The 23,886-nt window shown below is 66.7% G+C and carries 24 protein-coding genes; 14 read left to right on the forward strand and 10 right to left on the reverse strand.

Going from position 1 to position 23,886, the window contains the following annotated elements; genetic code table 11:
- Positions 1 to 424: 424 nt before the first annotated feature.
- The 5 genes from U5775_RS09380 (at position 425) to U5775_RS09400 (ending at position 6,749) form a co-directional block, all read left to right on the forward strand.
- A complete protein-coding gene (locus U5775_RS09380) occupies positions 425 to 3,340 on the forward strand; it encodes a xanthine dehydrogenase family protein molybdopterin-binding subunit (RefSeq protein WP_322057853.1) in 2,916 nt (971 codons plus the stop codon).
- A complete protein-coding gene (locus U5775_RS09385; protein WP_322057854.1) occupies positions 3,337 to 4,086 on the forward strand; it encodes a (2Fe-2S)-binding protein in 750 nt (249 codons plus the stop codon). Before U5775_RS09380 ends, U5775_RS09385 begins: the two co-directional genes overlap by 4 nt.
- Complete coding sequence (locus U5775_RS09390) at positions 4,083 to 5,339, forward strand: cytochrome c (RefSeq protein ID WP_322057855.1); 1,257 nt, start codon at positions 4,083 to 4,085, stop codon at positions 5,337 to 5,339. Before U5775_RS09385 ends, U5775_RS09390 begins: the two co-directional genes overlap by 4 nt.
- 210 nt (positions 5,340 to 5,549) lie before the next feature.
- Positions 5,550 to 5,912 (forward strand): hypothetical protein, encoded by a 363-nt coding sequence (locus U5775_RS09395; protein ID WP_322057856.1) that lies wholly within the window; start codon positions 5,550 to 5,552, stop codon positions 5,910 to 5,912.
- Positions 5,913 to 6,044: 132 nt separating this feature from the next.
- Positions 6,045 to 6,749 (forward strand): NnrU family protein, encoded by a 705-nt coding sequence (locus tag U5775_RS09400; RefSeq protein WP_322057857.1) that lies wholly within the window; start codon positions 6,045 to 6,047, stop codon positions 6,747 to 6,749.
- A gap of 120 nt (positions 6,750 to 6,869) precedes the next feature.
- Here the strand turns inward: U5775_RS09400 and U5775_RS09405 are convergent, their stop codons facing one another.
- The 3 genes from U5775_RS09405 to U5775_RS09415 all read right to left on the reverse strand — a co-directional run bounded on the left by U5775_RS09405 (position 6,870) and on the right by U5775_RS09415 (position 8,582).
- A complete protein-coding gene (locus U5775_RS09405; RefSeq protein ID WP_322057858.1) occupies positions 6,870 to 7,598 on the reverse strand; it encodes an aspartate/glutamate racemase family protein in 729 nt (242 codons plus the stop codon).
- 155 nt (positions 7,599 to 7,753) lie between these two features.
- Positions 7,754 to 8,137, reverse strand: a complete 384-nt coding sequence (locus U5775_RS09410) for a DUF3175 domain-containing protein (protein WP_322057945.1) — start codon at positions 8,135 to 8,137, stop codon at positions 7,754 to 7,756.
- Positions 8,138 to 8,315: 178 nt separating this feature from the next.
- Entirely contained in the window at positions 8,316 to 8,582 is a 267-nt protein-coding gene (locus U5775_RS09415; RefSeq protein WP_322057859.1) for a hypothetical protein, read from the reverse strand.
- A gap of 177 nt (positions 8,583 to 8,759) precedes the next feature.
- Between U5775_RS09415 and U5775_RS09420 the strand changes: the two genes are divergently transcribed.
- Together U5775_RS09420 and U5775_RS09425 are read left to right on the forward strand one after the other, a co-directional pair.
- Positions 8,760 to 9,029, forward strand: a complete 270-nt coding sequence (locus U5775_RS09420) for a MoaD/ThiS family protein (RefSeq protein ID WP_322057860.1) — start codon at positions 8,760 to 8,762, stop codon at positions 9,027 to 9,029.
- A 28-nt stretch (positions 9,030 to 9,057) separates the two neighbouring features.
- The gene (locus U5775_RS09425; RefSeq protein ID WP_322057861.1) at positions 9,058 to 10,251 is read left to right on the forward strand and encodes an exo-alpha-sialidase; all 1,194 of its coding nucleotides are present in this window, start codon (positions 9,058 to 9,060) and stop codon (positions 10,249 to 10,251) included.
- A gap of 25 nt (positions 10,252 to 10,276) precedes the next feature.
- Here the strand turns inward: U5775_RS09425 and U5775_RS09430 are convergent, their stop codons facing one another.
- The gene (locus tag U5775_RS09430; RefSeq protein WP_322057862.1) at positions 10,277 to 10,480 is read right to left on the reverse strand and encodes a DUF2970 domain-containing protein; all 204 of its coding nucleotides are present in this window, start codon (positions 10,478 to 10,480) and stop codon (positions 10,277 to 10,279) included.
- A gap of 457 nt (positions 10,481 to 10,937) precedes the next feature.
- Between U5775_RS09430 and U5775_RS09435 the strand changes: the two genes are divergently transcribed.
- The gene (locus U5775_RS09435; protein WP_322057863.1) at positions 10,938 to 11,846 is read left to right on the forward strand and encodes a PLP-dependent aminotransferase family protein; all 909 of its coding nucleotides are present in this window, start codon (positions 10,938 to 10,940) and stop codon (positions 11,844 to 11,846) included.
- A gap of 194 nt (positions 11,847 to 12,040) precedes the next feature.
- Here the strand turns inward: U5775_RS09435 and U5775_RS09440 are convergent, their stop codons facing one another.
- From U5775_RS09440 to U5775_RS09450, 3 genes are all read right to left on the reverse strand, one after another.
- Complete coding sequence (locus U5775_RS09440) at positions 12,041 to 13,138, reverse strand: branched-chain amino acid aminotransferase (protein ID WP_322057864.1); 1,098 nt, start codon at positions 13,136 to 13,138, stop codon at positions 12,041 to 12,043.
- 194 nt (positions 13,139 to 13,332) lie between these two features.
- On the reverse strand, positions 13,333 to 14,619 hold the full coding sequence (locus U5775_RS09445) for an MFS transporter (RefSeq protein WP_322057865.1): 1,287 nt from the start codon (positions 14,617 to 14,619) through the stop codon (positions 13,333 to 13,335).
- Between the two features lie 11 nt (positions 14,620 to 14,630).
- Positions 14,631 to 16,088 carry a M20 family metallopeptidase gene (locus tag U5775_RS09450; protein ID WP_322057866.1) on the reverse strand — a complete coding sequence of 486 codons (1,458 nt, stop codon included), beginning with the start codon at positions 16,086 to 16,088 and terminating at the stop codon, positions 14,631 to 14,633.
- 175 nt (positions 16,089 to 16,263) lie between these two features.
- Here U5775_RS09450 and U5775_RS09455 point away from each other — a divergent pair, with 175 nt between their 5' ends.
- The 4 genes from U5775_RS09455 to U5775_RS09470 all read left to right on the forward strand — a co-directional run bounded on the left by U5775_RS09455 (position 16,264) and on the right by U5775_RS09470 (position 19,035).
- Positions 16,264 to 17,163 carry a LysR family transcriptional regulator gene (locus U5775_RS09455; RefSeq protein ID WP_322057867.1) on the forward strand — a complete coding sequence of 300 codons (900 nt, stop codon included), beginning with the start codon at positions 16,264 to 16,266 and terminating at the stop codon, positions 17,161 to 17,163.
- 75 nt (positions 17,164 to 17,238) lie between these two features.
- Complete coding sequence (locus U5775_RS09460) at positions 17,239 to 17,943, forward strand: SDR family oxidoreductase (protein WP_322057868.1); 705 nt, start codon at positions 17,239 to 17,241, stop codon at positions 17,941 to 17,943.
- Between the two features lie 301 nt (positions 17,944 to 18,244).
- A complete protein-coding gene (locus U5775_RS09465) occupies positions 18,245 to 18,481 on the forward strand; it encodes a hypothetical protein (protein ID WP_322057869.1) in 237 nt (78 codons plus the stop codon).
- A gap of 131 nt (positions 18,482 to 18,612) precedes the next feature.
- Complete coding sequence (locus U5775_RS09470) at positions 18,613 to 19,035, forward strand: hypothetical protein (protein ID WP_322057870.1); 423 nt, start codon at positions 18,613 to 18,615, stop codon at positions 19,033 to 19,035.
- Between the two features lie 98 nt (positions 19,036 to 19,133).
- Here the strand turns inward: U5775_RS09470 and U5775_RS09475 are convergent, their stop codons facing one another.
- Positions 19,134 to 19,973 carry a universal stress protein gene (locus U5775_RS09475; protein ID WP_322057871.1) on the reverse strand — a complete coding sequence of 280 codons (840 nt, stop codon included), beginning with the start codon at positions 19,971 to 19,973 and terminating at the stop codon, positions 19,134 to 19,136.
- A gap of 280 nt (positions 19,974 to 20,253) precedes the next feature.
- Between U5775_RS09475 and U5775_RS09480 the strand changes: the two genes are divergently transcribed.
- Together U5775_RS09480 and U5775_RS09485 are read left to right on the forward strand one after the other, a co-directional pair.
- The gene (locus U5775_RS09480) at positions 20,254 to 20,493 is read left to right on the forward strand and encodes a UDP-glucose 4-epimerase (protein ID WP_322057872.1); all 240 of its coding nucleotides are present in this window, start codon (positions 20,254 to 20,256) and stop codon (positions 20,491 to 20,493) included.
- Between the two features lie 98 nt (positions 20,494 to 20,591).
- The gene (locus U5775_RS09485; protein WP_322057873.1) at positions 20,592 to 20,933 is read left to right on the forward strand and encodes a hypothetical protein; all 342 of its coding nucleotides are present in this window, start codon (positions 20,592 to 20,594) and stop codon (positions 20,931 to 20,933) included.
- Between the two features lie 35 nt (positions 20,934 to 20,968).
- Here U5775_RS09485 and U5775_RS09490 read toward each other — a convergent pair whose 3' ends face one another.
- Together U5775_RS09490 and U5775_RS09495 are read right to left on the reverse strand one after the other, a co-directional pair.
- Positions 20,969 to 21,616: a response regulator transcription factor gene (locus tag U5775_RS09490; protein ID WP_322057874.1), complete on the reverse strand. Its 648-nt coding sequence runs from the start codon at positions 21,614 to 21,616 to the stop codon at positions 20,969 to 20,971.
- The gene (locus U5775_RS09495) at positions 21,613 to 23,748 is read right to left on the reverse strand and encodes a PAS domain-containing sensor histidine kinase (RefSeq protein ID WP_322057875.1); all 2,136 of its coding nucleotides are present in this window, start codon (positions 23,746 to 23,748) and stop codon (positions 21,613 to 21,615) included. The genes U5775_RS09490 and U5775_RS09495 overlap by 4 nt, the downstream gene beginning before the upstream one ends.
- Positions 23,749 to 23,886 lie beyond the last annotated feature (138 nt).

Here is a 23,886-nt window from a genome sequence, read left to right on the forward strand (position 1 = left end):
GGGCCGCTGCGCAGAGCGAGGCGCGCCGCATGGATCCGCGAGGATCGGGCGCTGAGGGCAAGTGTGGGAGATTTTCGCGAGCGCGAAAATTGCGGATGCCTCAAGCATGCTTTCCCGGTGAGAAAGGCTGCCTCAGGCGATCCATCAGTCAGCGCGGATTGGGCAATCAACGATTCCGGACACCCGCTATCGCAGACGGGATAAAATCCGCTCGTGTTTGGATTTGATCAGGTGTCTTGGGGCGACGCGCCGCACGGGTCGGTGCTCCGCAACCCCCATGGCGCCGGGTTTATAAGCGTAATAATAAGTTCCACATGTGAAAATCGCTATGGGCTCGGGCGGGTGCGGATGCCAGAATGCGGGCCGCTCCGCAAGGCACAAACTGTCGCCTTTGCGAGTCGCGCACGCACCTGGAGGTCCCCTCATGAAAAACCACGGCCTGTCACGGCGGGGTTTTCTCAAAGCCAGCATGCTGGCGGGCGTGGCGGTATATGTGGCGCCTTTCGGCAGCCGCGCATTCGCTGCCCTGTTCGAAGAAAAACTCCTCACGCCGGTCAAATGGGATGCCGCCAACGGCACGCCCAAATTCCGTATCGATGGCATCGCCAAAGTCACGGGCTCGAAAATCTTCGCGCGCGACGTGCGCGCGTCGGACATGCCCCACTGGCCGCAGCAGCAATCGCACGCGCTCATCCTGCGCGCGACCCAGGCTGATCGCCTTTACGAAGGCTTCGACCTGACGCTGCTCGGCGACGAGCTCAAGCCCGACCGCATCGTCACCGCCGACGACCTCGCTCGCGACGGTATCGCGTTCCCGGCCTTCTACGGTGACGACATGCTGCTGCCCGCAGGCAAGACGCCCGCCTACCTGGGCCACGCCGTCGCGATTCTCATCTATCACGATTTCGCGCGCTTTCGCTTCGCGAAGAATGCGCTCAAGTTCCGCGACGACGTGATCCGCTACGGCGCGGTGACCGGGCCGCTCGAACGCGATCCGTGGGGCACTTTCCGCTTCGTGCGCATGGGCGGCAAGACGCCCTATGACGACGACGTCTATTCGAGCCTCAAGGACGCGCCCATTTTCCCGAGCATGATGCGCAAGCATCAGCCGGTCTGGCCGGACGCCAACGCGCACGGCAAGGTCGACGAGCAGGGCATGGCCTACGCGGCCCAGATCGCCGACGAACTCGATCACCCGTCGGCCGACTGGCTCGTGTTCGACCGCGAGTACAACACGCAGTCCATCGACACCGCCGCGCTCGAACCCGACAACGCGAACGGCTGGTACGACGCCGCCACGCAGTCGCTGCACCTCGTGGTGCCGACGCAGTCGCCGCTCGAAGTCGCGCAATCGGTCGCGGAGATGGTCGCGAAGAGCCACTACCCGGTGAAGCAGCTCTTCCTGCACCCGTGCTACACGGTGGGCTACGGTTCGAAGGATCACTTCAACGTGCCGTATTACGGGCTCGTGGCCGCGATGTATGGCGACGGCCGCCCGGTGCGTTTCGCGAACGACCGCTACGAGCAATTCCAGACCTCGCTGAAACGGCATGCGTTCAAGATGCATTACCGCATCGCCGTCGACCGCAAGACGGGGCTCCTGCAATCGTTCAAGGGCGACTTCGAGGCGAACGGCGGCGGGCGCTGCAACTTCTCGCCTTCGGTGGCGATGGTGGGCGCAACGGCCGCGCAATCGATCTACTACTTCCCGAAGAACGACTTCGCCACGGTGGCGATCGCCTCGCGCGCGATCGACGCGGGCTCGGCGCGCGGCTACGGCACGCTGCAGAGCATGGCCGCGACCGAGATGGCCGTCGACGAAATCGCCGCGCAGCTCGGCGTCGATCCGATCGACTTCCGCCTGAAGAACGCGCTGCGCTCGGGCATGAAGAACACCCAGGGTGCGATTCCCGCGGGCGCGATCCGCGTGGACGACGTGCTCGAACGCGCGAAGGTTCATCCGCTCTGGACGCAGCGCGCGCAGCGCAAGGCCGAGTACGAGGCCGCCCATCCGGGCAAGCGCTACGGCGTGGGCTTCGCCTGCGTGCAGAAGGACTTTGGTACGGGGTCCGAAGCATCGCTCGCGCGGGTCGAGATCGACGAGAACGGCGCCATCACGCTCCATCACACCGGTGCCGAGATCGGCACGGGCATGTCGACCTCGCAGGCCGTGGCCGTGGCGAAGTGGCTCGGCAAGCCCTCGGCGGACATCCGCGTGGCCGTGACCGACTGGCCGGACCTGCCGATGGTCACGAGCGGCGACCCCTACATCATGAGCCAGGCCGATCAGGACAAGTTCAGCGTGAATCCGCGCTGGACGCCCAACATCGCCTCGCCGTCGAGCGCCACGAACTCCGCGTTCTACTTCACGCACAGCACGCGCGAAGCCGCGCGCGCCGTGTTCCGCTATGGCCTGTGGCCGGCGGCCATGTCGATCTGGTCGCAGGGCCCCGGCGGCGGCCAGGCCGCGCCGCTCGTCGTGCGCATCGAAGACGCGCGTTGGGTGGACGGCAAGCTGACCGCGGCGGGCCTCGAACCGCTGCCGCTCGAACGGCTCGCGAAACAGGCGCACGCGATGGGCCTCGCGACCGGCGCGGTCGTGCACGTGTTCAATCGCTGGCAATGGGCCGAAGCCGAATTCGATGTGGGCGGTGCGGTCGAACGGCTGCCCATCGACGGTCTTTCGCTGCGCTACGGCAATGCCAGCGCTAATGCAAATGCCAACGCCAATGCCGCGGACGCCGGCAAGCCCGCGGCTGTTTCGGGCGCGACGGCAGGCCAGAGCACGCCCGCTGCGATGGCGCCCACGACGCTGCCGCTCACCGCGAACGGCTATCGCGTGCTGGACCGCAAGCGCGTGTTCATCCCGCCGATGAGCCGCAACAACGCGGCCGTGACCTACTACAGCGCGGTCGGCACGCTCGTCGAGCTCGCCGTGCACGAGGCCACGGGCAAGGTCGAGCTGCTCACGCACCACTCGATCATGGAGTGCGGCAACCAGATTTCGCCGCAGCTCGTCTCGGGCCAGCTCCAGGGCGGCCTCGCGATGGGCATCGGCCACGCGCTGCACGAATATCTGCCGCTCTATGAAGACGGCCCCGGCAACGGCACCTGGAACTTCAACCGCTACCACGTGCCGCGCGCATCGGACGTCGCGGTCTGGACGCAGACCGGCGAAGTGCTGCCGGCGCTCTCGGAGACCGATCCGCCCAAGGGCATCGCCGAAGTGGTGATGATCCCCGTGGTGGGCGCGCTCGTGAACGGCGTCGCGCACGCCATCGGCCATCGCTTCACCGACTTGCCGGTGACCCCGCAAAAAATCCTGGAGGTGCTCGCATGACGCTCGCCCAATCCGCTGCATCCGCGGCCAGCGCCAGCGCTAGCGCTAGCGCCGCCGCGATGGCTTCGCAGGCCACTGCGCTGGCAGCCTCGCAGTCTGCTGCTGCGTCCGCCACCGATACTGCCTCGCAACCGGCGTCGCAAACGTCGGCGCAACCCGCCGCGCCGGCATCGGCACCCGTCGAGCGCCCGCTCGTGCAATACAGCCCGAAAGCGCTCACGCTCACCATCAACGGCAAGGAAGTCGGCCCGCTGAAGGTGCCCGAAGGCCTCATGATGATCGAGTTCCTGCACGAGTACGCAGGCCTGACCGGCTCGCGCCTCGGCTGCGGGCAGGGCGTCTGCCACGCGTGCGTGGTCATCCTCGACAAGCCGGACGGCACGAGCGAGGAAATGCGCACCTGCATCACCGGCGCGCACTTCTTCAATGGCCGCTCGATCCGCACGATCGAAGGCCACGCGAAGCGCAACGAGGCCGGCGAAGTGGTCGAGCTCTCGCCCATCCAGCAGAAGTTCCTCGATCACTTCAGCTTCCAGTGCGGCTACTGTACGCCGGGCTTCGTCAACGCGGCGACGGTGCTGCTCGAACGCCTCAAGCGCGAGCCCGTTGCGAAGTCTGACGTGGAAAGCACGATCATGGCCGCGCTCGACGGCCACATCTGCCGATGTACGGGCTACGTGCGCTACTACGAGGCCGTGAAGGACGTAGTGATGAGCACGCCTGGACTCGTGAAGGACGCGGCATGAAGCGCGCCCTCCTGACCCGCCTCGCGCACGGCGTGCTGCTGGCCGCCTGTGCGCTCACGCTCGCGGCCTGCGGCCGTGAGGAATCCTCCACATCGGGCGCGGCGTTCACGCCCACGCCCGAGCAGATCGCGCACGGCCGCTATCTGACGCGCGCCGCCGACTGCGCCGCGTGCCACACCGCGAAGGACGGCGCGCCGTTCGCGGGCGGCGCACCGCTCGCTTCGCCGTACGGCACCTTCTACGGTTCGAACATCACGCCCGACAAGGACCACGGCATCGGCAAGTGGAGCGCCGACGACTTCTACGCCGCGCTGCACGACGGCAACGCGCGCGGCAAGCGCCTGTATCCGTCGATGCCGTATACGTCGTACCGGCAGCTTTCGCGCGCCGACACCGACGCGATCTACGCCTACCTGATGACGGTGAAGCCGGTCGCGGTGGACGCCCCGGCGAACGAGCTGAAATTCCCGTACAGCCTGCGCTTTGGCATGGCGCTGTGGGACGTGCTGTTTCTCAAGGATGCGCTGCCCGATGCCTCGGCGGGGCAGTCCGCCGACTGGCAGCGCGGTCGCTATCTCGCGAACGCGCTCGGCCACTGCGCCGAATGCCATACGCCGCGCAATGTGTTCGGCCAGCTCGTCGACGCGAAGCCGCTCTCGGGCGCCGCGCTGGGCCGCGTGGTCGCGCCGGACATCACGCCGGCGGGCCTCGCGGGCCGCGGCTGGACCGCCGCGGACTTGCAGACGTTCTTCAGCGTCGGCATCGCGCCGCAGGGCTCGGCGTTCGGGGAGATGTATCCGGTCGTGCACCTGAGCACGCAGTACCTGAACAAGGACGATGTGCGCGCGCTGTCCGTCTATCTGCTCGGCGACACGCCGCCCGCGCCGCAACCGGTGAAGGCCGTGGCCGCCGACGCGGCGCAGCTCGCGGCGGGCCGCTCGGTGTATATCGCCGTGTGCGCGGGCTGTCACGGGCTGGCGGGCGAGGGCAAGCCGCACGTGGCGGTGCCGATGAACGGCAACTCGACGGTACGCGAGGCCGATCCGCACAATCTGCTCGTGGCGATGCTCGACGGCATCGATACGCAGAAGTTCGCGGGCCTGGAGGATATGCAGGCGATGCCGGCGTTCGCATCGACCCTCAGTGATGACGAGCTTTCGCAACTGGCTAACTACCTGCGTGCTACGTGGGGTGGTCAGAGCGCGAATGTTGCCGCGGCGGATGTCAAGGCGTTGCGCCACGTGGCGCATTGAGTGGTGCAGTAGTGCGTTATGTAGTGCGTTAAGCGCTGCACGCGGTTGTTAGCGAAATGCGGGCCTCGATTTTCGAGGCCCGCATTTTTTTTCCTGTACTCCTGAATAATAGTTTTTGAGGCGGATGGGACGCCGCTCCGTTTAACCTCGTGAGCCTGACTTTCATGGGGGCTATGTATCTCGCCTTCGCACGCCGATACGGGTCCAACTATGAGAAAAATCGCTATCGCAGTCGCCATAATCGCATTGGGCTATTTTTTCTTTACCCATCGAGCAGACTCCCAGGCCTATAGCTGCATTCACAGCACGTCACCGAATGGTCGTTATCTTGCTGAAGAATGCACCCTCGACTGGGATCACGGTGACAACCCCAAGTACGTTGGCCGGCTCTATGACGCCGCCTCGGGCAAGCTGCTCGCGCGACGGACATTGCATACGCCGGTTCCGGGCATCACCTGGGTTAATGATTCCCTGCTGTTTTCGAGCGGCGGCGATGACGAGGACATGGTGCCTTTGCCGCCATCGCTCTACGATCGATTCAACGCCGCTTATTGGCAATTGACACAGTGGTAGATCGAACGGGGCGCCAAAATTCAACCGACCCCACAAAGGAGTAATCTTCGATACGCTACGCGGCACGCGCACGCGTCTCCGCGCACGAAAGCACAACGGATCGCCGACGCAATGACCTGAGGAGCCAAGCCTATGGGAAGCCTTGACGGAAGCATCAATGCAGTCGTGGTGGCGGCAGTCGCCTTCGTGGGCAGTCACTTCATCTTGTCCCATCCGTTGCGCAAACCTCTAGTGAGCGCAATCGGAGAACGCGCGTTTCAGGGCGTCTATTCGCTGGTCTCGTTCGCGACGCTCGGCTGGATGGTCCTCGCCTACCGGCGGGCGCCGCTGACCGAGCCGCTCTGGGCGGTCGGAGACGGCCTCTGGGCGATCGTCACCGTGGTCATGCTGATCGCGTCGATCCTGCTGATGGGCTCCTTGATCCGCAATCCCGCGCTGCCCACGGGCGGGCGCCCCGGAGCGTTTCCGGAGACCGCGCTCGGCGTCTACGCGGTCACGCGTCACCCGATGATGTGGGCCTTCGCGCTCTGGGGCTTGTGTCACATCGCCGTGTATCCGGTCGAGAAGAACATCGTCGTTGCGGCGGCGATGGTCGTGCTCGCGCTCGTCGGCGCCGCCTTGCAGGACCACAAGAAGGAGCGGCTGCAGCCCGAGCAGTGGCCCGCGTGGGAGGCGAAGACGAGCTATCTGCCGTTCGCGGCCATCGCCGCGGGCCGGGCGCGACTGGGCGGCTTCGGCATGCATGCGCTCGCGGGCGGCTTCGTGGTTTGGCTCGTTGCCACCTGGGCGCACCGTCCGCTCACGGGGATGGTCGCCGGCATCTGGCGCTGGCTGTAGCCCGCCGTGGGCCGCGGCCGCGCGAGCGCGTCGCCGATGTTGCACGGAAATTGGTCGGTCACGGTGACAACATCGGCGTGACGGATCACGAAATCGAGTGCGTTCGCCCTGGCTGCTTCCTCAAACGACTTCGCTGAACAGGCGTCCCCAGCCCTTCACGCGGCGGGTGTCGTAGCCGGCGAGCTGCAACGACTTCCAGACCACCGTCGAGATCGTGTCGTAGACGGGAATGCCCGTCTCTTCCTCGAGCGCCGGCACGAGATGCGCGGCCCGGAGGTTGGTGCAGAAGGTCGTGATCGCACGCGGCCCGGCGGCGGCCACTTCGCGCACCATCTCGCGGATCTGCTCGGGCGTGACTTCGGAGAACGCGAAGTTCACCTTCAGGTTCAGGTGCCGCTCGGCGATGCAGTTCAGGCCTTCGCGGCGATAGTTGGCGACGATCTTTTCCTGAACGTCGTCGAGGTAGGGCGTGACGAGGCCGAACGCGTCGGCGCCGGTCTTCTTCAGGATCTCGTTGAGCGCGAGCACGGAGGTCGTGGCCGGGATGCCCGTGGCCTCGGTGATGCGGCGGCACAGACGCTCGTCGGCCTCGAAGCCGAGCCAGCCCGAGGACGTGCCGTTCCAGCCGATGACGTCGACCTTGGCGTCGGCCAGCAGCTCGGCGGCTTGCAGGATTTTCGAGTCGTCGAACTGGCCGAGCGCCTGATTCGAGAGCGAAATCTCCGTGACCGGGAAGCGGGCGAAGTGGGCGGAGACATCGGGCAGGCCCGCGACCATCGCGCTCGTGAGCGGTTCGAGCGCGGTGTTGGACGAAGGCGTGAGCATGCCGAGAAGGGTGCGTTCTTTCATGTCGATCGCTCTTTGAGGAAGGCGGTGTCGAGAGCGTAACGCGAAGTGCCGCGCAGTGCCGGATTGGGGCCCGATGTATGCGCCACTCCCGCCGCGCATCGCTTCCGTCCGCTCGCGGCAGTCCTTGCCTGTACCGCATGAAAATTCGCTGAAAATCAGGGCTTGCGGCCGAATGCTTCGCGCAGCTTCCCCTTAGCCTTTTCCAGCGTTTCCCGCTGCGATTTCGACAGATTCCGGCCCCCGCGATTGATGTAGAAGTTCAGCATCGACATGGCCGACTGAAGCGGCGTGCCCTTGCGCCGCCGACTGCGCAGCGCCGATTCCTTGAGCGATTGCGCAATGGCCGTGGGGCTTCCGTGCGCGAACACGCCCGGGTCCAGCTCCAGCACGTCGCTCGATTCGGTCACCTGCTTAGACCATCGCCGCTTGGTGCCGTTTGAGGATTTTGCGGCGCTTTTTGGGGCTGCCGTATGGGTATGACGCTGACGCGGCGGCCTGCCGCTCTTGCGCCGCGTGGAGGGATGACGGGCTGTATTCATGGCTTGCCTGTGGGTCGCTGACTCGTTTGCTCGATGACCTGATGTTCTTGAGTTCTTGAGCGAGCATGAAGCGGTCCTGCCCGGGGACATGGACGCTTCGAAATCTCATGACCGATGGCGCGCGGCAAACGCGCCGATGCCGCTGTTGCGCACGAGGCGCGCGCAATGGCGTGCGTCGTCAGCTTCGCTTCGAATGCCTCAGGCGCTTGATTACCAGCAGGCATAGCGCCGGCACATGAACGACGCCCATGCCGCACGCAATCACGGCCCATGGCGGCGCTGCCGGGCCGGTCAGCATGGCGCTCACCACACCGAACCCCAAGCCTACGAGCAGCAGCGCAGCATGGGCGATGATCCGTTTCGGCCCTGCGACCGTAAAGCGGGGAATGCTCGCATGGACAAACACGACGATCAATAGCGCGAGGGTGGCGACCAGAGGGGCCATGAGTTTCCTGTGTTTTCCGTGTTGGCGACGACGAGCCGGTGGTCCGGCCGTATGCGTGATTGTGCACGGATCGAGGGCGGGCGGTAATGGCCGGTGCCGCAACGAACGTGCCTCGGCGCGGATCACCTAAACTACAGAACCGGCGCCGACGGGCTTCTCCCGTGCCGCCACCCCGCCATGGCCCATCTCTTCTTCGCGGCTTCGATTCAGCGGCATGTTGCAACGCCCGAGCGCGAGGTCGACGCGCGCACGCTGGGCGAGGCGCTCGCGGCCGTGTTCGATGCGCAGCCGCGGCTGCGCGGCTACATTCTCGACGATCAAGGCGCGCTGCGGCGGCATCTGGCCGTGTTCATCGACGGTCATCCGGTGCGCGACCGGCAGCATCTGTCCGATGCGCTCGGCGAGGCCAGCCGCGTGTATGTCGTTCAGGCGCTATCGGGCGGATGAAGTCCGCACCGTGGAAGGAGAAACCCACATGAGCGATCGATTGCTTGTCGCAACGCGCAAGGGACTGTTCGTACTGCAACACGATGGCAAGGGCGGCTGGACGCCCGGCGCGCCGCATTTCGCGGGCGAGCCGGTCAGCATGGTGCTCTCCGATCCGCGCGACGGGACGCTCTATGCCGCGCTCAATCTCGGCCACTTCGGCGTGAAGCTGCACCGGCTGCGCGCGGGCATGACCGACTGGGAGGAGTGCGCGGTCCCCGTCTACCCTCCGCAGCCGCCCGACGAGACGCGCGCCGGTAACGGCGCGAGCGCGAGTGCAGCAAGTTCAGGTGAGGACGAAGGCGCGGAAACCGACGTGGGCACGGACAACGCGAACGCAGCCGCCCCCGGCCCGCCGTCCCCGCCCTGGACGCTGCAGCAGATCTGGTCGCTCGAAGCGGGCGGCGCGGACGAGCCCGGCGTCCTGTGGGCCGGCACGATCCCCGGCGGCCTGTTCCGCTCCGACGACAGCGCCAGCACCTGGGTGCTCAACCGCGCGCTCTGGGACCGCCCGGAGCGCCGCGAATGGTTCGGCGGCGGCTACGATGCGCCCGGTATTCATTCGGTGATGGTCGATCCGCGCGACAGCCGGCACGTGACGATAGGCATTTCGTGCGGCGGCGTCTGGCAGACCGTCGACGGCGGCGCGACCTGGCGCCTGAGCTCCGAGGGCATGGAAGCCGACTACATGCCGCCCGAGCGGCGCGGCGACGCCAACGTGCAGGACCCGCACCGCGTCGTGCAATGCGCGGCGAATCCCGATGCGCTATGGACGCAGCATCACTGCGCGATCTTCCGCTCGACCGACGGCGCGGCGCGCTGGCAACGCATCGAGGCGCAGCCGTCGAGCTTCGGCTTCGCGGTGGCCGTGCATCCGCGCGAACCCGATACGGCGTGGTTCGTGCCCGCCGTGAAAGACGCCTGCCGGATTCCGGTGGACGGCCAGCTCGTCGTCACGCGTACGCGCGACGGCGGCCGCACGTTCGAGCGTTTCTCGAACGGCTTGCCGCCTGCGCCGGCCTATGACCTCGTATATCGGCATGCGCTCGTCGTGGACGATACGGGCACGCGTCTCGCGATGGGCTCGACCACGGGCGCGCTATGGACTTCCAGCGACGGCGGCGAAAACTGGCGATTGATTTCCGCGCATTTGCCGCCGGTGTATTGCGTGCGGTTCGGATAACTTAGGATCTGGATTCCTGATTGAATCAAAATCCCTGCACGGTGCCGGTATTATGCGCGACCAGCATCACCACACCCAGAATGCAGGCGCCGATCAGCAGCGCGAGTCCCACCGCCACGAACGGCAGAACGCTGAAGTTCACATTGGCGAAGTCGGCGTCGTGCGATGCGCGCTTGCGCACGCCGAAGAAGCTCCACAACACAATGCGTATCATCCGTACGAGTTCCATCCTGTCCTCCGTGCTGTTCGATCGGGCTCGATCTCGTGAACCCATGTTCGGTCTTTCACGAGGCCACGAAAAGAAGCAGTTGCCAACGATTTGACGGATGCAGTCGGGACCTTGCCGCCACAAGCAGGCCGTAAACAAAAATGCCCCGGCACAGGCGTGCCGGGGCGAAGTGCTTGCCACGCTACAGGCAAAAAGAGCCGCAAGCTCTGCGGGTTTAGGTGATGATCCGGGCACTCGCGCAGTGATCCCCGCGCATCCCGGGAGAACGTCCCCGGATTCGATGCGCGCTGGCCCAAATGATCCGCTCCGGCGCAAGCGCCGTACAGAAGCAGTCGGCGAAAAATTGACCGCAGCAGAGCGCTTTTCAAGTCCGGCGAGACAGACGAAAATCGGGCGTTCTGCGGCACCGGCCTGGATGGGGAAGACCGGGAGCCGCGCCCTCATCAGAAGAGAACGCATGACACGCTACGAACGGCTCGCGCAGGGCATGGCCGCGGAGATTCGCTCGGGGAACCTCGCACCGGGCTCGCGCATGCCCTCGCTGCGGCAGATCATTGCCCAGCACGGCGTGAGCCAGTCCACCGCCGCGCGCGCCTACTATCTGCTCGAACAGTGGGGTCTCGACCTCGACGCACTCGGCGAGGCGCTGGAGAAGCATCCCATTCGCGCCTGCTGGTTCATGACGAACTTCCAGAATCCCACGGGCGTGACCTTGTCGGCGCAAAAGAAGCAGGCCCTTGTGGAACTGCTCGCGCGGCACGAGGTCCCGCTCATTGAAGACGATGTCTACGGCGAGCTGCACTACGCGCCCAACTATCCGCCGCCGGCCATGGCGTTCGACAAGCGCGGCCTTGTCATGCACTGCGGGTCGTTTTCGAAGACGCTCGCGCCGGGCTATCGCGTGGGCTGGGCGAGCGCGGGGCGCTTCGCCCAGCGCGTGCAGCGGCTCAAGCTCATGACCACGCTTTCGGCGAGCATTCCCGTGCAGGCCGGCATCGCCGATTATCTGGAGCACGGCGGCTACGAGCGGCACCTGAAGAAGATCCGCCTCGCGATGCAGGCCCAGCGCGAGGCGATGACGGAGGCAATCCGCTGCTGGCTGCCCGAGGGCACGCAGCTCACGCAACCCGAGGGCGGTTATTTTCTGTGGCTCACGTTCCGCGAGCGCATCGACGCGATGGCGCTCCATCGGCTGGCCATCGAGCGCGGCATCAGCGTGGCGCCGGGGCCGCTATTCTCCGCGTCCCATGCGTTCGAAAACTGCATCCGGCTCAATTACGGGCATCCGTGGTCACCGCGTATCGACGAGGCGATCCACACGCTCGGCGAACTGCTCGTGCATCCCGACGTGCGGGCGCGCGACTGAGCACAACGCAACGGAGCGGCAACTGCGCGCCGGACGCGCGCCGTGCGTGCAGTCGATCGTATCGAGGGGAGGTGCCCGGAGCGGCGCAGGGCGCGCCATGATCTCCGGTTTGCGGACTGATCGTCCGTCGCGTGAGGGACCGCCGCTGCGCTCGACGCGAGCCAGGCGTGCCCCTCAAAGGAATGACGCCGGCTTTACGCCTTGACGTTCCAGACCCAGCCCGCGGGGTCGGCGACCTTGCCGCGCTGGATGCCGGTGAGCAGCGTGCGCAGACGGCGCGTCACTTCGCCTTCGCCGCCGTCGCCGATCGAGAACTCGCCGCCCACATGGCGCACGGTGCCGATCGCCGTAACCACGGCCGCCGTGCCGCAGGCGAACGTTTCCTTGATGCGGCCCGAGGCGGCGTCGTCGCGCCACGTGTCGAACGCGACGGGCGATTCGTTGACCGTGAGGCCTTCCTTGCGCGCGAGCTCGATGATCGACGCGCGCGTGATGCCCGGCAGGATCGTGCCGGAGAGCGGCGGCGTGACGAGCGAGCCGTCGTCGAGCACGAAGAACACGTTCATGCCGCCGAGCTCTTCGATCCAGCGGTGCTGCGCCGCGTCGAGGAACACGACCTGGTCGCAGCCGTGCGCCGATGCCTCGGTCTGCGCGATCAGGCTGGCCGCATAATTGCCGCCGCACTTGGCCGCGCCCGTGCCGCCCGGCGCCGCGCGCGTGTACTGGTCCGAGACCCAGACCGTGACCGCCGACTTGCCCGACTTGAAGTAGGGACCGACCGGACAGGCGATCACGCAGAAGATGTACTCGTTCGCGGCCCGCACGCCGAGGAAGCTCTCGTTGGCGAACATGAAGGGGCGCAGGTAGAGGCTGCCGTCGCCGCCCGGCACCCAGGCGCGGTCGATGTCGACGAGCGCTTCCACGGCGCGCAGGAACAGCTCTTCGGGCAGGTCGGCCATCGACATGCGCGCGGCCGAGTTGCGGAAGCGCCTGGCGTTTTCCTGCGGGCGGAACAGCGAGATCTGGCCGTTTTCGCCGCGATAGGCCTTCATGCCCTCGAAAATTTCCTGCGCGTAGTGCAGGACGGCGCAGGCCGGGTCGATCTGGAACGGACGGCGCGCTTCCACCTTGGCGTCATGCCAGCCGGTGCCTTCCGTCCAGCGGATCGTGACCATGTGATCCGTGAAAACGCGCCCGAACACCGGATTGGTCAGCCGCGCGGCGATTTCGTCGGCGGGCGTGGGATTCGGGTGCCGTTCCACGGCGATTTCAAGGGGACGGGGGGTGTTCATGTGCGTCGTCTCTCGCGGTTATTGATCGAAAAAGCCCAGGCCGATGTTCTACCAGATATCGCGAGGTTCGGCGAATATTCGGCGGCCGGGCGGTTCCGTTTCCCCCAAAAAGTCGCGCAATGGCGGGGCCGGCCGCTGCCGCGCGCCGCGCAGCCAGGCCGTGGCCGCACCCGGCGTCGGGCGCGAGACGGGCGTCAGGCGGGCGCCTGCTCCTGCCGCGAGACGCTGGCGGCCACCTTCACGCGGCTCACGTAAGCCAGCGCGGACAAGCTGATCATCGCGGTCGCGATCAGCCAGTAGCTCGGCGCGCTCTTGTCGCCGGTGGCGCTCAGCATCCAGGTGACGATGGCCGGCGTGAAGCCGCCGAACACGGTCACGCCGATGTTGTAGCCGATCGACATGCCCGTCGCGCGCGTCGCGGCCGGAAAAATCTCGGCCATGAGCGCGGGCAGCGCGCCGAAATAGATCGACTTCAGGAGCGCGAGCCACGCGATCAAGACGAAGAGCGGCAGCGCGCTCGCATGGCTCGTCGCCCAGGCGAAGCCGGGATAGGCGCTCGCGAGAAACAGCAGCGCCACGCAGGTCATCTGCGTGCGCCGGCCGATGCGGTCGGACAGATGCCCCGCGAACGGCGTGACGACCGTGAGGATCACGCCGCCGGCCATCGTCGCCGCGAAGCCCGTTGCCGGGGGCAGATGAAGCTCGCGGATCGCGAAGGTCGGAATGTACTGGAGCAGATAGTTGACCGCCGTCGAGACGGTCAAGAGGCCGATGGCCGTGAGCACGAGGCGCTTTTGCTGGCCCAGCACCTCGCGCACGGGCGTTTCGGTGCGCGCGGCGCGCTTGAAGTCCTCGGCGTCCTCGATGAAACGGCGCAGATAGAGGCCCACCGGACCGATCAGCAATCCGAAGAAAAACGGCAGGCGCCAGCCCCAGGCCGCGAGATCGGCGGGCGCCATGAGGCGTGCGAGGCCGTAGCCGAACGAGGCCGCGAGCAGCGTCGCGAGCCCTTGCGTCGCGAACTGCCAGCTCGCGAGAAAGCCGCGCCGGTGCGGGGCGTGCTCGATCAGCATCGCCGTGGACGCGCCGAACTCGCCGCCCGCCGAAAAACCCTGAATGAGGCGCGCCGCGAACACCGCGAGCGGCGCGCTCAGGCCGATGGCCGCGTAGTCGGGAATCAGCGCGATGATCGCCGTGCCCACCATCATGAGGCTCACCGAGGCCATCAGCGCGGCCTTGCGTCCGCGCCGGTCGGCATAGGCGCCGAGCACCGCGCCGCCGATCGGCCGCACGAGATACGAGGCGCCGAAGGTGCCGAACGTGAGCAGCATCGAGACGGTTTCGTTGACGGCCGGAAAAAAGTGCTTGCCGATGTAGACCGCGAAGAACCCGTAAATGGCGATGTCGAACCATTCGAGCGCGTTGCCGGCGGAGGTGGCGATGACGAGCCTGACGAGGCTCACGGGTGGCTTGGCGGACATGGCGGCGGCCCTTATTGGATGACGGCGTCGGAGGCGCGCTGCGCCTGGGCTTGTGCGTGTGCCTGCGCGTGCGTGGCGGCGAGGCGCGCGGCGGCGTCGCCGAGGTCCCACCAGAGCCCGGCCATCACGGCAAGCGCCTCGCGCGCGACGGAGCCGAGCAGATGCTCGTTCGGCGCATGCTGCGCGCAGGCCGGATACGAGTGCGGGACCCAGAGCGTCGGCAGGCCGAGCGTGTACGCGAACACGTCGTTGGGCACGGTGCCGCCGAGGTTCGGCAGCAGCGCCGGTTTCTTGTTTGTCGATGCGCGCAGCGAATCGAGCGCCCAGTGCACCCAGGCGTCGTCGGGGTCGAGGCGCGTGGCCGCGGAAATCTGCGTGACGCGCACCTTCACGTCGTCAAAGCCGAGCCGCGCGAAATGCGCTTCCAGATGCTCGCCGGCGCGCGCGGCGTCCGTGCCCACCACGAAGCGCAGCTGGCAGGTCGCCTTGGCCGTGGGCGGAATCGCGTTGACGGGCGCGTCGGGATTGCCGGCCTTGAACGCGAGCACTTCGAGCGTGTTCCAGGCGATCACGCGCTCGGTGGGCGTGAGGCCGGGCTCGCCCCAGTCCGGGTCGATTCCGGGCGCGTCTTCGTCGCCGCCGAGCACGATGTCGGCAAGCGCTTCGCGCACGCTCGCCGGGATCGGCGGCGGGCGCAGGCCGTCCACGGCGATGGCGCCGTGCCGGTCGACAAGGCTCGCGATCGCGTGCGAGAGCACGACGGCCGGATTGCGCAGCGCGCCGCCCCAGTTCCCGGAGTGATGGGCGCCTTTGCGCAGATCGACGAGCAACTCGAACGTCACGCCGCCGCGCGAGCCGAGGAACAGCGTGGGCCGCTCGGCCAGCACGCGCGGGCCGTCCGAGGCGATGAACACGTCCGCCGCGAGCGCTTCGCGATGCGCTGCGCAAACTTCGTCGAGGCCCGGCGAGCCGATTTCCTCGCCGGTTTCGAAAATCAGCTTCACGTTGTAGCCGAGCCGGCCGCCGCGCGCTTCGAGCACCGCGGCGAGCGCGGCGAAGTTCACGGAGTGCTGGCCCTTGTTGTCGGCGGTGCCGCGGCCGTACCAGCGGTCGCCTTCCACGGTGATCGTCCAGGGCGCAAGGCCCTCGCGCCACTGCTCGTCGTAACCGCGCACGACGTCGCCGTGGCCGTAGGTCAGCACGGTCGGCAGGGCCGGGTCCTCGATGCGCTCGGCGATCAGCAACGGGGCGCGCGCCGTTGCCGGATTCTCGACGATGCGGCTCGTGAAGCCGAGCGGCGCGAGCGCGGGCGCCACCTCGTCGGCGAGATAGGCGCGCAGGGCGTCGGCCTGGGCGGGATTCTGGCTTTCCGTGCGAAAGCCGACGCGGCGCTGAAGATCGGTGAGAAACGCACCGGTGTCGTAGACGCGCAGCGCGCGGTCGATGGCGGTTTGCCGGGACTCGTTCAAAGGGGGCTCCTCTCTTGTCTCGTGTTCGCACCGCTCGTGCTGCAAACGGCAGGCAATGAAACTAGTCTAGGAAGGTCAAAAATTCGCAACAATTTCAAAATTTGCGGATAGCATTGCCGAAATGGCAACGCAGTAAACGCCCTCTGAACGCTCATCGAACCGGACGGATAAGCCGATGCTTCATGGAATCGCCCTGCGCTACTTCGTCGAGGTCGCGCGCACGGGGTCGCTGGCGGCGGCCTCGGAGAACCTGCACGTTGCCGTCTCGGCGATCAGCCGGCAGATCGGCAAGCTCGAGCAGGACGTGGGCACGGCGCTCTTCGAGCGCATGCCGCGCGGCATGGTCCTGACCGAATCGGGCGAGCGGCTTGCCGAGCACGCGCGGCGCGCGCTGCTCGAAGGCGATGCCGTGCTCGCCGAGATCGCCACCGCGAAGGCGCTCGGGCGCGGCATCGTGCGCATCGGCTGCACCGAGGGCTTCACGCGTTCGTTCCTCCCGCACGTGCTCGCGGAGCATCACGCCGCTGCGCCGCAGGTGCATTTCAATCTGCGCTCGGGCACGCCATCGCAGGTCGAGCAGTGGGTGGCCACGGGCGAGGTGGATCTGGGGCTCGCGTTTTCGAGCGGAGACCCCGCGAAGGTTCAGGTGGAATACAGTGCCGAGGCGCCGGTCTGCGCGCTGCTCGCGCCCGGCCATCCGCTGGCGCGCCGCGCGTCGCTCACACTCGCGGATCTGCGCGACTATCCCGTCGCGCTGCTCGCGCGCGGCAATACGGCTCGCCAGCTATTCGACGAATGTTGCGCGCGCAACGGCATCACGCTCGAACCGATTCTCACGAGCAACAATTCGAGCGCCTTGCACGCGTTTGCGTCGCTCGCGGGCGCGATCACGCTGGGCAGCAAGCTCTCGCTTTCGGGCCTCGCGAACGATCTTCCGCTGGTCGCTAAGCGCTTCGACGAGCCCTTGCTCAACCAGCGCAATCTCTGCGTGATGACGATGCGCGAGCGGCGGCTCTCGCGCCCGATCGAGCGCGTGTTGCGGGCCTTGATTGCGGAGATCGAACGCGCGTTGTGAAGGGCGCGCCGATGCTATGCTTGATTCGATTTGCGGCGTGGCTGATGCGTCGCCCAACCTTCGGAGATTGACGACATGACAACAGAAAAAGTGGCAGTGGTGACCGCGGGCGGCAGCGGCATGGGCGCGGCCGCCGCGCGCCGCCTGGCCGCCGACGGCTTCAGGATGGCGATTCTCTCGTCCTCGGGCAAAGGCGAAGCGCTGGCCGCGGAACTCGGCGGCGTGGGCGTGACGGGCTCGAATCAGTCGAACGAGGACCTGCAGAAACTCGTCGACCTGACGATGTCACGCTGGGGCCGCATCGACGTGCTCGTGAACAGCGCGGGCCACGGTCCGCGCGGCCCGCTGCTCGATATCTCCGACGAGGACTGGCACCGGGGCATGGACACCTACCTGATGAACGTGATTCGCCCGACGCGCCTCGTGGCGCCCATCATGCAGAAGCAGCAGGGCGGCGTCGTCATCAATATTTCCACCGCGTGGGCTTTCGAGCCGAGCGAGATGTTCCCCACTTCGACCGTGTTCCGCGCCGGTTTGGCCTCGTACACTAAGCTCTTCGCGGACAGCCAGGCCAAACACAATATTCGCATGAACAACGTGTTGCCTGGCTGGATCGACAGCCTTCCCGCGCTGGAGGAGCGCCGCGAAAGCGTCCCGCTCCAGCGTTACGGAACGAGCGAGGAAATCGCGGCGACCATCGCGTTTCTTGCGTCCGATGGCGCGGCTTATATCACGGGCCAGAATATTCGCGTCGATGGTGGCGTGACGAGATCGGTTTGAGTCTGCGAGGCGGGGGAGTTGGCGAATACGCGAAAATCCCACATTGCGAAACGATGTCGCGTATCCCAGAAAAATCTGTCGCGACGCAGCATACCGACGTTGCATATCATTGAATGCGGTTGCACATCGCGAAACAAGAAGCGTATGTGACTGAATTTAATGGAATTTTTTGATTCCATCGGGCAGCGTATCCAAGACCACGGCCATCACGTATCTCGATACTCTCTTCCCATGGGGAACACCTACGCAGGTTCACAACGCGTACACGTTCCGAAATTTTCTAAACCATGGGAGAGACGAAATGTTGCACGTTTATATCGAGCCGGTGCCGAAAGGCCAGTGGGGGCCAATCGACGGATATCGCATTGAAACCGAGGATGGAACGAAGCTCTCGGGCGAGTTGCTGCGTTCCGAGCAACTGGCGGTGAGCGAGGCAAGGTTGCATGGCTATGTGCCGTTGCTTGCGACGGTGCGCATCCCGGACAAGGCCGTCGCCGAGCATTGGAAACCCGCCGATAAGGCGCTCATGGCGGTTTGATTTTCGATGTGGTCCGATGTGGTCAATAAAGAGCTCCGCGCGCTTCCCGCCTGCACGGGCGCGAAGCGCGCTCAATGAACCGAGTGGACTGAGCGGTTATTCTTGTCTTCCGGCTGCCACAGGAGGCATGGATGGAAGACACATGGCAATTCCAGGTGAGAATCGTCGTCGCGCCCGAACTGGCCGACGCGCTGCGCTCGCGCGGGCCCCATGAGGGGCGCGATTTGCTCGAAGCGGTTTTACGTCAGCGAAATGCCTCGTTGAAATGCCAGTTCGATGCCTTCGCCGATTATGTCGAAGAGGCGGCGCGCGTGGGCCCGGACAGGTATCCGCTTTATCAGTGGACCAAAGATACGATCGGCAACCCCGAGAAAAAGGCGAAGTACCTGAAGTCGTTTGCGGTGTACGTGAGCGGTGCGGAGGTCTACGACAAGGAAACCGCCGACTGGTTGTACACGCAACTTTCCGCCCTCGCTAGCAAGGCGGCCATCGAGAGCGTGAGCCGCTTCGATACGAACCCGGCCAACAATCCCCAGCCGCCTGAGAGAAAGTAAGCGCAAGTAAGCGCGACCGCCTCTCATCCCATCCCGCAGCGATGCCGCAGTGCGCCGCTATCGATACGGCACAGCCCGGTTCTGAGCGGCGCGGCCGCTCAATGCGACATGAGCACCGGCAGCGTCATCGTGAGCAGGATCGTGCGCGTCGCGCCGCCCAGGACCATCTCCTGGAGCCGCGCGTGGCCATAGGCGCCCATCACGAGCAGGTCGAAATTGCCGTCGGCGGCGTAGCTGAGCAGGGCTTCGCCCGTGGTGTCGGGGGCGCCCCGGTCGAAGCGCGCGATGTCGACGGAGGTCGCGCCCTGGCGCGCGAGCATGGCCGCCAGATCCGTACACGAGGCCTGCGAGGCGGCGGACTCGAACGGGCCCGACGTGGTCGCGATGGTCACGTGCGCCGCGCGCGTGATGAAGGGCATCGCGTCGTGAACCGCGCGCGCCGCTTCGCGGCTGCTGTTCCACGCAATGAGCACGCGCTCGCCAACGGTTTCGAAATAGCCGGTGTAGGGCATCACGAGCACGGGGCCGCCCGCGCCCATCACGATCGTCTCGGCGAAGCGATCGGCGATATAAGCCTCGGGATCGTCCAGATCGGTCTGCCCGACGATGGTGAGATCGGAAGCCCGGCTGCGCTGCGTGACGGCGGCAATCGGGTCGCCCTCGGCGGCGATCCACGCGCCTTCGATCTGGGCGCGCGCCAGCTCCGCATGGAATAGCCGCTCGATGGCGCCGCGCTGTTCCGCGCGGAGCTTGCGGTGCGCTTCGTAATAGTCGACGGTGCCCGCCATCACGTAAAACTCGCGCGGGTTAGGCTCGAAGGTGGCGAACAGACCGTCCAGATGCGCGCCGCTGGTGCGGGCGAGCTTCAGGGCGAGCGAAAGCCGCGCGTTGGCGCGCGCGCTCGTGTCCAGATGGACCGTCAAGGTCTTGTAGGTCATGGCAGGGCTCCGGCGAGGTGAGGAGAGCGATCGCGGCCTGGCCCGACGTGAGCACACGTGAACACACGTGTGCAACGCGGGCGGCGCGGTGATTCGAGTCTAGGAATGGGCGCCGTTTCGCCGTTGATTTAAATCAAGCGTCGCTTCGCAAGGACCGGACGCGCCGGGCTGCGGCGGGCGAGGGACGGCATTGAGCCAGATCAATCGCGAAACGCCGTGCGCTCATAGAGTGGATACGGAGCGTGCCGCAGGACGGCGGAGCACGAGACGGAGAACAGCCATGACACTCAAAGGGACAGTCGACGCCGGCACATGGATCGTGGAAGCGGTCACGGCGCCCGCGCCGCAAGGCGGTTTTGTCTGCCATATCAGCATCGTGCAGGGCGAGCCCGAACAGCCGTTCGGCCATGCGTTTGCCCATCATCGAACCTTCGACACGGAGGCCGCCGCCGTGCTGGACGGCCTGCGCGAAGGCATGTTGTGGATCGACCTGAAGAGCTGGCACGCCTTCCACGTATAGGGCCGGCGTCGTACCGGGCCGATGGTGGAGCTGATCCGGCGCGCCAGTGGGCCGGTGCGCGCACGCCAAAAACAACACGAGGCACGGAGGCCGCGGCGATGGGACTGGGAATGCAGATTGTCTATATGGGCTTTGCGGGGTCGGCGGCCATCGAGGCGGAGGCCGGCGTCCAGCTATTGCGTCTCGAACGCTTTAGCGCTCTGCTGCGGTCCTGCCATCTGGCGATCGAGTCGCTGCACGATGCCCAGCAGCATCAGGCCTACGACGTGCGCCTCGACCTGCTCTACGCGTCGGACGGGCTCAGGCCCGTCGTCCATTGCACCGGCGACGATCCGATCGCCGCCCTGCGCGAGGCCTTCGATGCCGCCGAGTACGAGCTGAAGCGCGCGGACGCTTCGAGCGGCTTTGCAGCGGACGGCCGTATCCGGCGCGACCATTGAAGCGATGACGATCTGCCTGGCGCGGCGCGCACGGCTCAGGGTTCGTCCGCGTCGTCGAGCAGCTTGTGGCGCAGCGCGTAGCGCACGAGCGCGGCTTCGTGCGGCATCTGCATTTTTTCGAGGATGCGCACCTTGTAGGTGCTCACGGTCTTGCTGCTCACGCAAAGCGCCTGCGCGATCTCGCTGATGGTCTGCCCGGCGGCGAGGCGCCGGAACACGTCGAATTCGCGGTCGGAGAGCCGCTGGTGCGGCAGCGTGTCGGCGGGCTCGTTCAGGCTCTGCGCGAAGCGCTCGGCCATGGCCATGCTCACGTAGACGCCGCCCGTGGCCACCTTCGTCACCGCGTTTACGAGCTCCGCGCTGGCGCTCTCCTTGGTGAGATAGCCCGAGGCCCCGGCCTTGAATGCGCGCACCGCGTATTGCTGCTCGGCATGCATGGTCAGCACGAGAATGCGCAGCGCGGGCTTCTCTTCCTTGATCTGCCGGATGAGATCGACGCCGCTGCGTCCCGGCATCGAAAGATCGAGCACCAGCACCTGGGCCTCGCGCTCGCGGGCGAGCGCGAGCGTGGTGGCGCCGTCGCAGCCTTCGCCCACGATTTCGAAGTCGCGCGCGTCCTCGAGGATGCGGCGCAGACCGTCACGCACGAGCGTGTGGTCGTCGGCGAGGATCACCTTGATCATGAAGCGGTCTCCTCGGGGAGCAGGGCGTCGAGCTCGAACGTGACCGAAAGGGCAAAGCCTTCACCGGGTGCCGTGTCGATTTCCACCGTGCCGTTGAACATGTGCGCGCGCTCGCGAATGCCAAGCAATCCGAACGATTTGTCATGGCGGGTGCGCTCGGGCGCGTGGCCGGCTTCGGCGTCGGTGCCTCGGCCATTGTCGACGATGCGCAGCGTGCAGTGGCGTCCGTCGACTTCGAGCGTGAGCACCACGAGACTCGCTTCGGCGTGGCGCGCGACGTTGGTGAGCGTTTCCTGGACGATGCGAAAGAGCGTGGTGGCCGCGGCGCCCGAAAACGCCGTGTTGCCGGTGTGGATGTGCCGCTGGACGGTGATGCCGTAGCGGCTCGTGAAGTCGTTCGCGAGCCATTCGATCGCGGGCACGAGCCCGAGGTCGTCGAGCATCACGGGGCGCAGGTCGGCCGCGATGCGCCGCACGGCCCTCACGGTCGAGTCGATCAGCTTGCTCATGCCCGCGAGGCGCGCGGCGACTTCGTTGTCGAGCGCGCCGCCGAGCCGGTGCTCCAGCGAGGAAAGATCGATTTTGAGCGCCGTGAGCTGCTGGCCCAGATCGTCGTGGAGCTCGCGCGCGATGCGCGTTTTTTCGGCCTCGCGCACGTTCTGCAGATTGGCCGAGAGCTCGCGCAGTTCCTCGCGCGAGCGCTTGAGCGAGTTCTCGGCGCGCAGCCGCTCCGTGATGTCGCGCAGCATGACCGTGTAGAGCTTGCCCGAGACGTCGCGGACCTGCGAGATCGACGCTTCGATGGGAAACTCCTCGCCGTTGGCGCGCAGGCCATGGAGCACGCGCTGCTGGCGGCCCATCTGGCGCTCGGTGACGCCGGTGGCGCCGAACTGGTCGACGTGCTGCTCGTGGGCCGCGCGAAAGCGCGCGGGAATAAAGCGCGAGAGCGGCGAGCCGATTGCCTCCATGGCGGAGAGCCCGAACACGAACTCGGCGGCCGGATTGAAGATGACCACGCGCTGCGTCTCGTCGACGGTGATGATGGCTTCCATCGACGAACGGATGATGCCCATCATGCGCGCCTCGTTCAGGCGGGCGTCGCCGTCGGCCGGCTCGGGCGCGAGCGCGGCCTGGGAGCGCGCGAGCCGGTGCGCGAGCCAGGCGCACAGCGCGGCGGCGAGAGCGCCCGCGAGCAGGATGGCCGCCGCGCAGGTGGCCGCGCCCGTGACGAGCGGGCTGCCGTCGGTGCTCGCGTCGAGCGTGAGCGTGGCGCCGCCGAACGCGAGGGTGTCGAGGTGCGCGAAGCGCTTGCCGGGCGTGACTTCGGCGGCTTCGGTCGGGGCGCTGCGATAAAGCTCGACCGATGGCCGCCCGGCATGCACGGCGAGCGTGAGGTCGGGTTGCGCGGCGAGGATCGGCCCGAAAAGCCGTTGCGGGTCGAGCAGGGCCACGGCGAATCCCGATGGCGGGCGCTGCCCGACGCCTGCCGCCGGAGCGGCTGTCGCTGATGCCGCCGATGTCGTCGGTGCCCCATATGCGGGCAGATAGAGCATCAGTTGCGGCGGCCCGTTGTCCGAGGCCGGTTCCGCGGCAAGGCCCGCATGGCCGGTCTGCGTGGCGTAGCGGCGCGCGGCCGCGTCGTCGGCGGTGTGGCCGAAGGCGCTGCTGGGCGCCGTGGCGGTGAGTCCGGCCCATAGCGCGGTGCCGCCGGGCTGCGCGGACTGGCCGTTTTGCAGGCCGGCGGGCAGCGCGAAATAGCCGAGTGCGACGACCGAACTGCGCGCATTCTCCAGATCGACGCCCGCGACGTAGCGCTGCCAGCCTTCGGGATCGGTGGCGCTCGCTTGCGCGAGCCGCGTGCGGGCGCCGCGCAGTATCGCTTCGTCGACGATGAGCGCCTGCTCGACAGTCTCGCGCAGCGCCGACGCGCGGCGCGCAAAGCGTTGCTCGGCGGCGCTTTGCCATTGCTGCGCGACGAAGGCCGCGCCGGCGCCCGCGAGCGCGAAAGCGACGACGAACGCGAGCGCGGCCGCCATACCCGGCTGGCCGAGGCGCGCGAACCGCGCGTGCCTCGCGCCTTGCTGCGGATTGGGCGGATTGGCCGGATTGGCCGGATTGGCGCCGGTGCTCATGACAACGGCCCGGGACTGAACGCTTGCGCAGCGGATGCGTGAACCATGCTCTCTTGGGGTAGCGACTGCGTTGGAGAGAACCCGGCGCGCGAGGCCGCACGGGTTGCTTGCCCCAATTTTAAATTCGGCGCGAACGGC

The sequence above is a fragment of the Paraburkholderia sp. J63 genome (assembly GCF_905220245.1).
Lineage (GTDB): Bacteria > Pseudomonadota > Gammaproteobacteria > Burkholderiales > Burkholderiaceae > Paraburkholderia.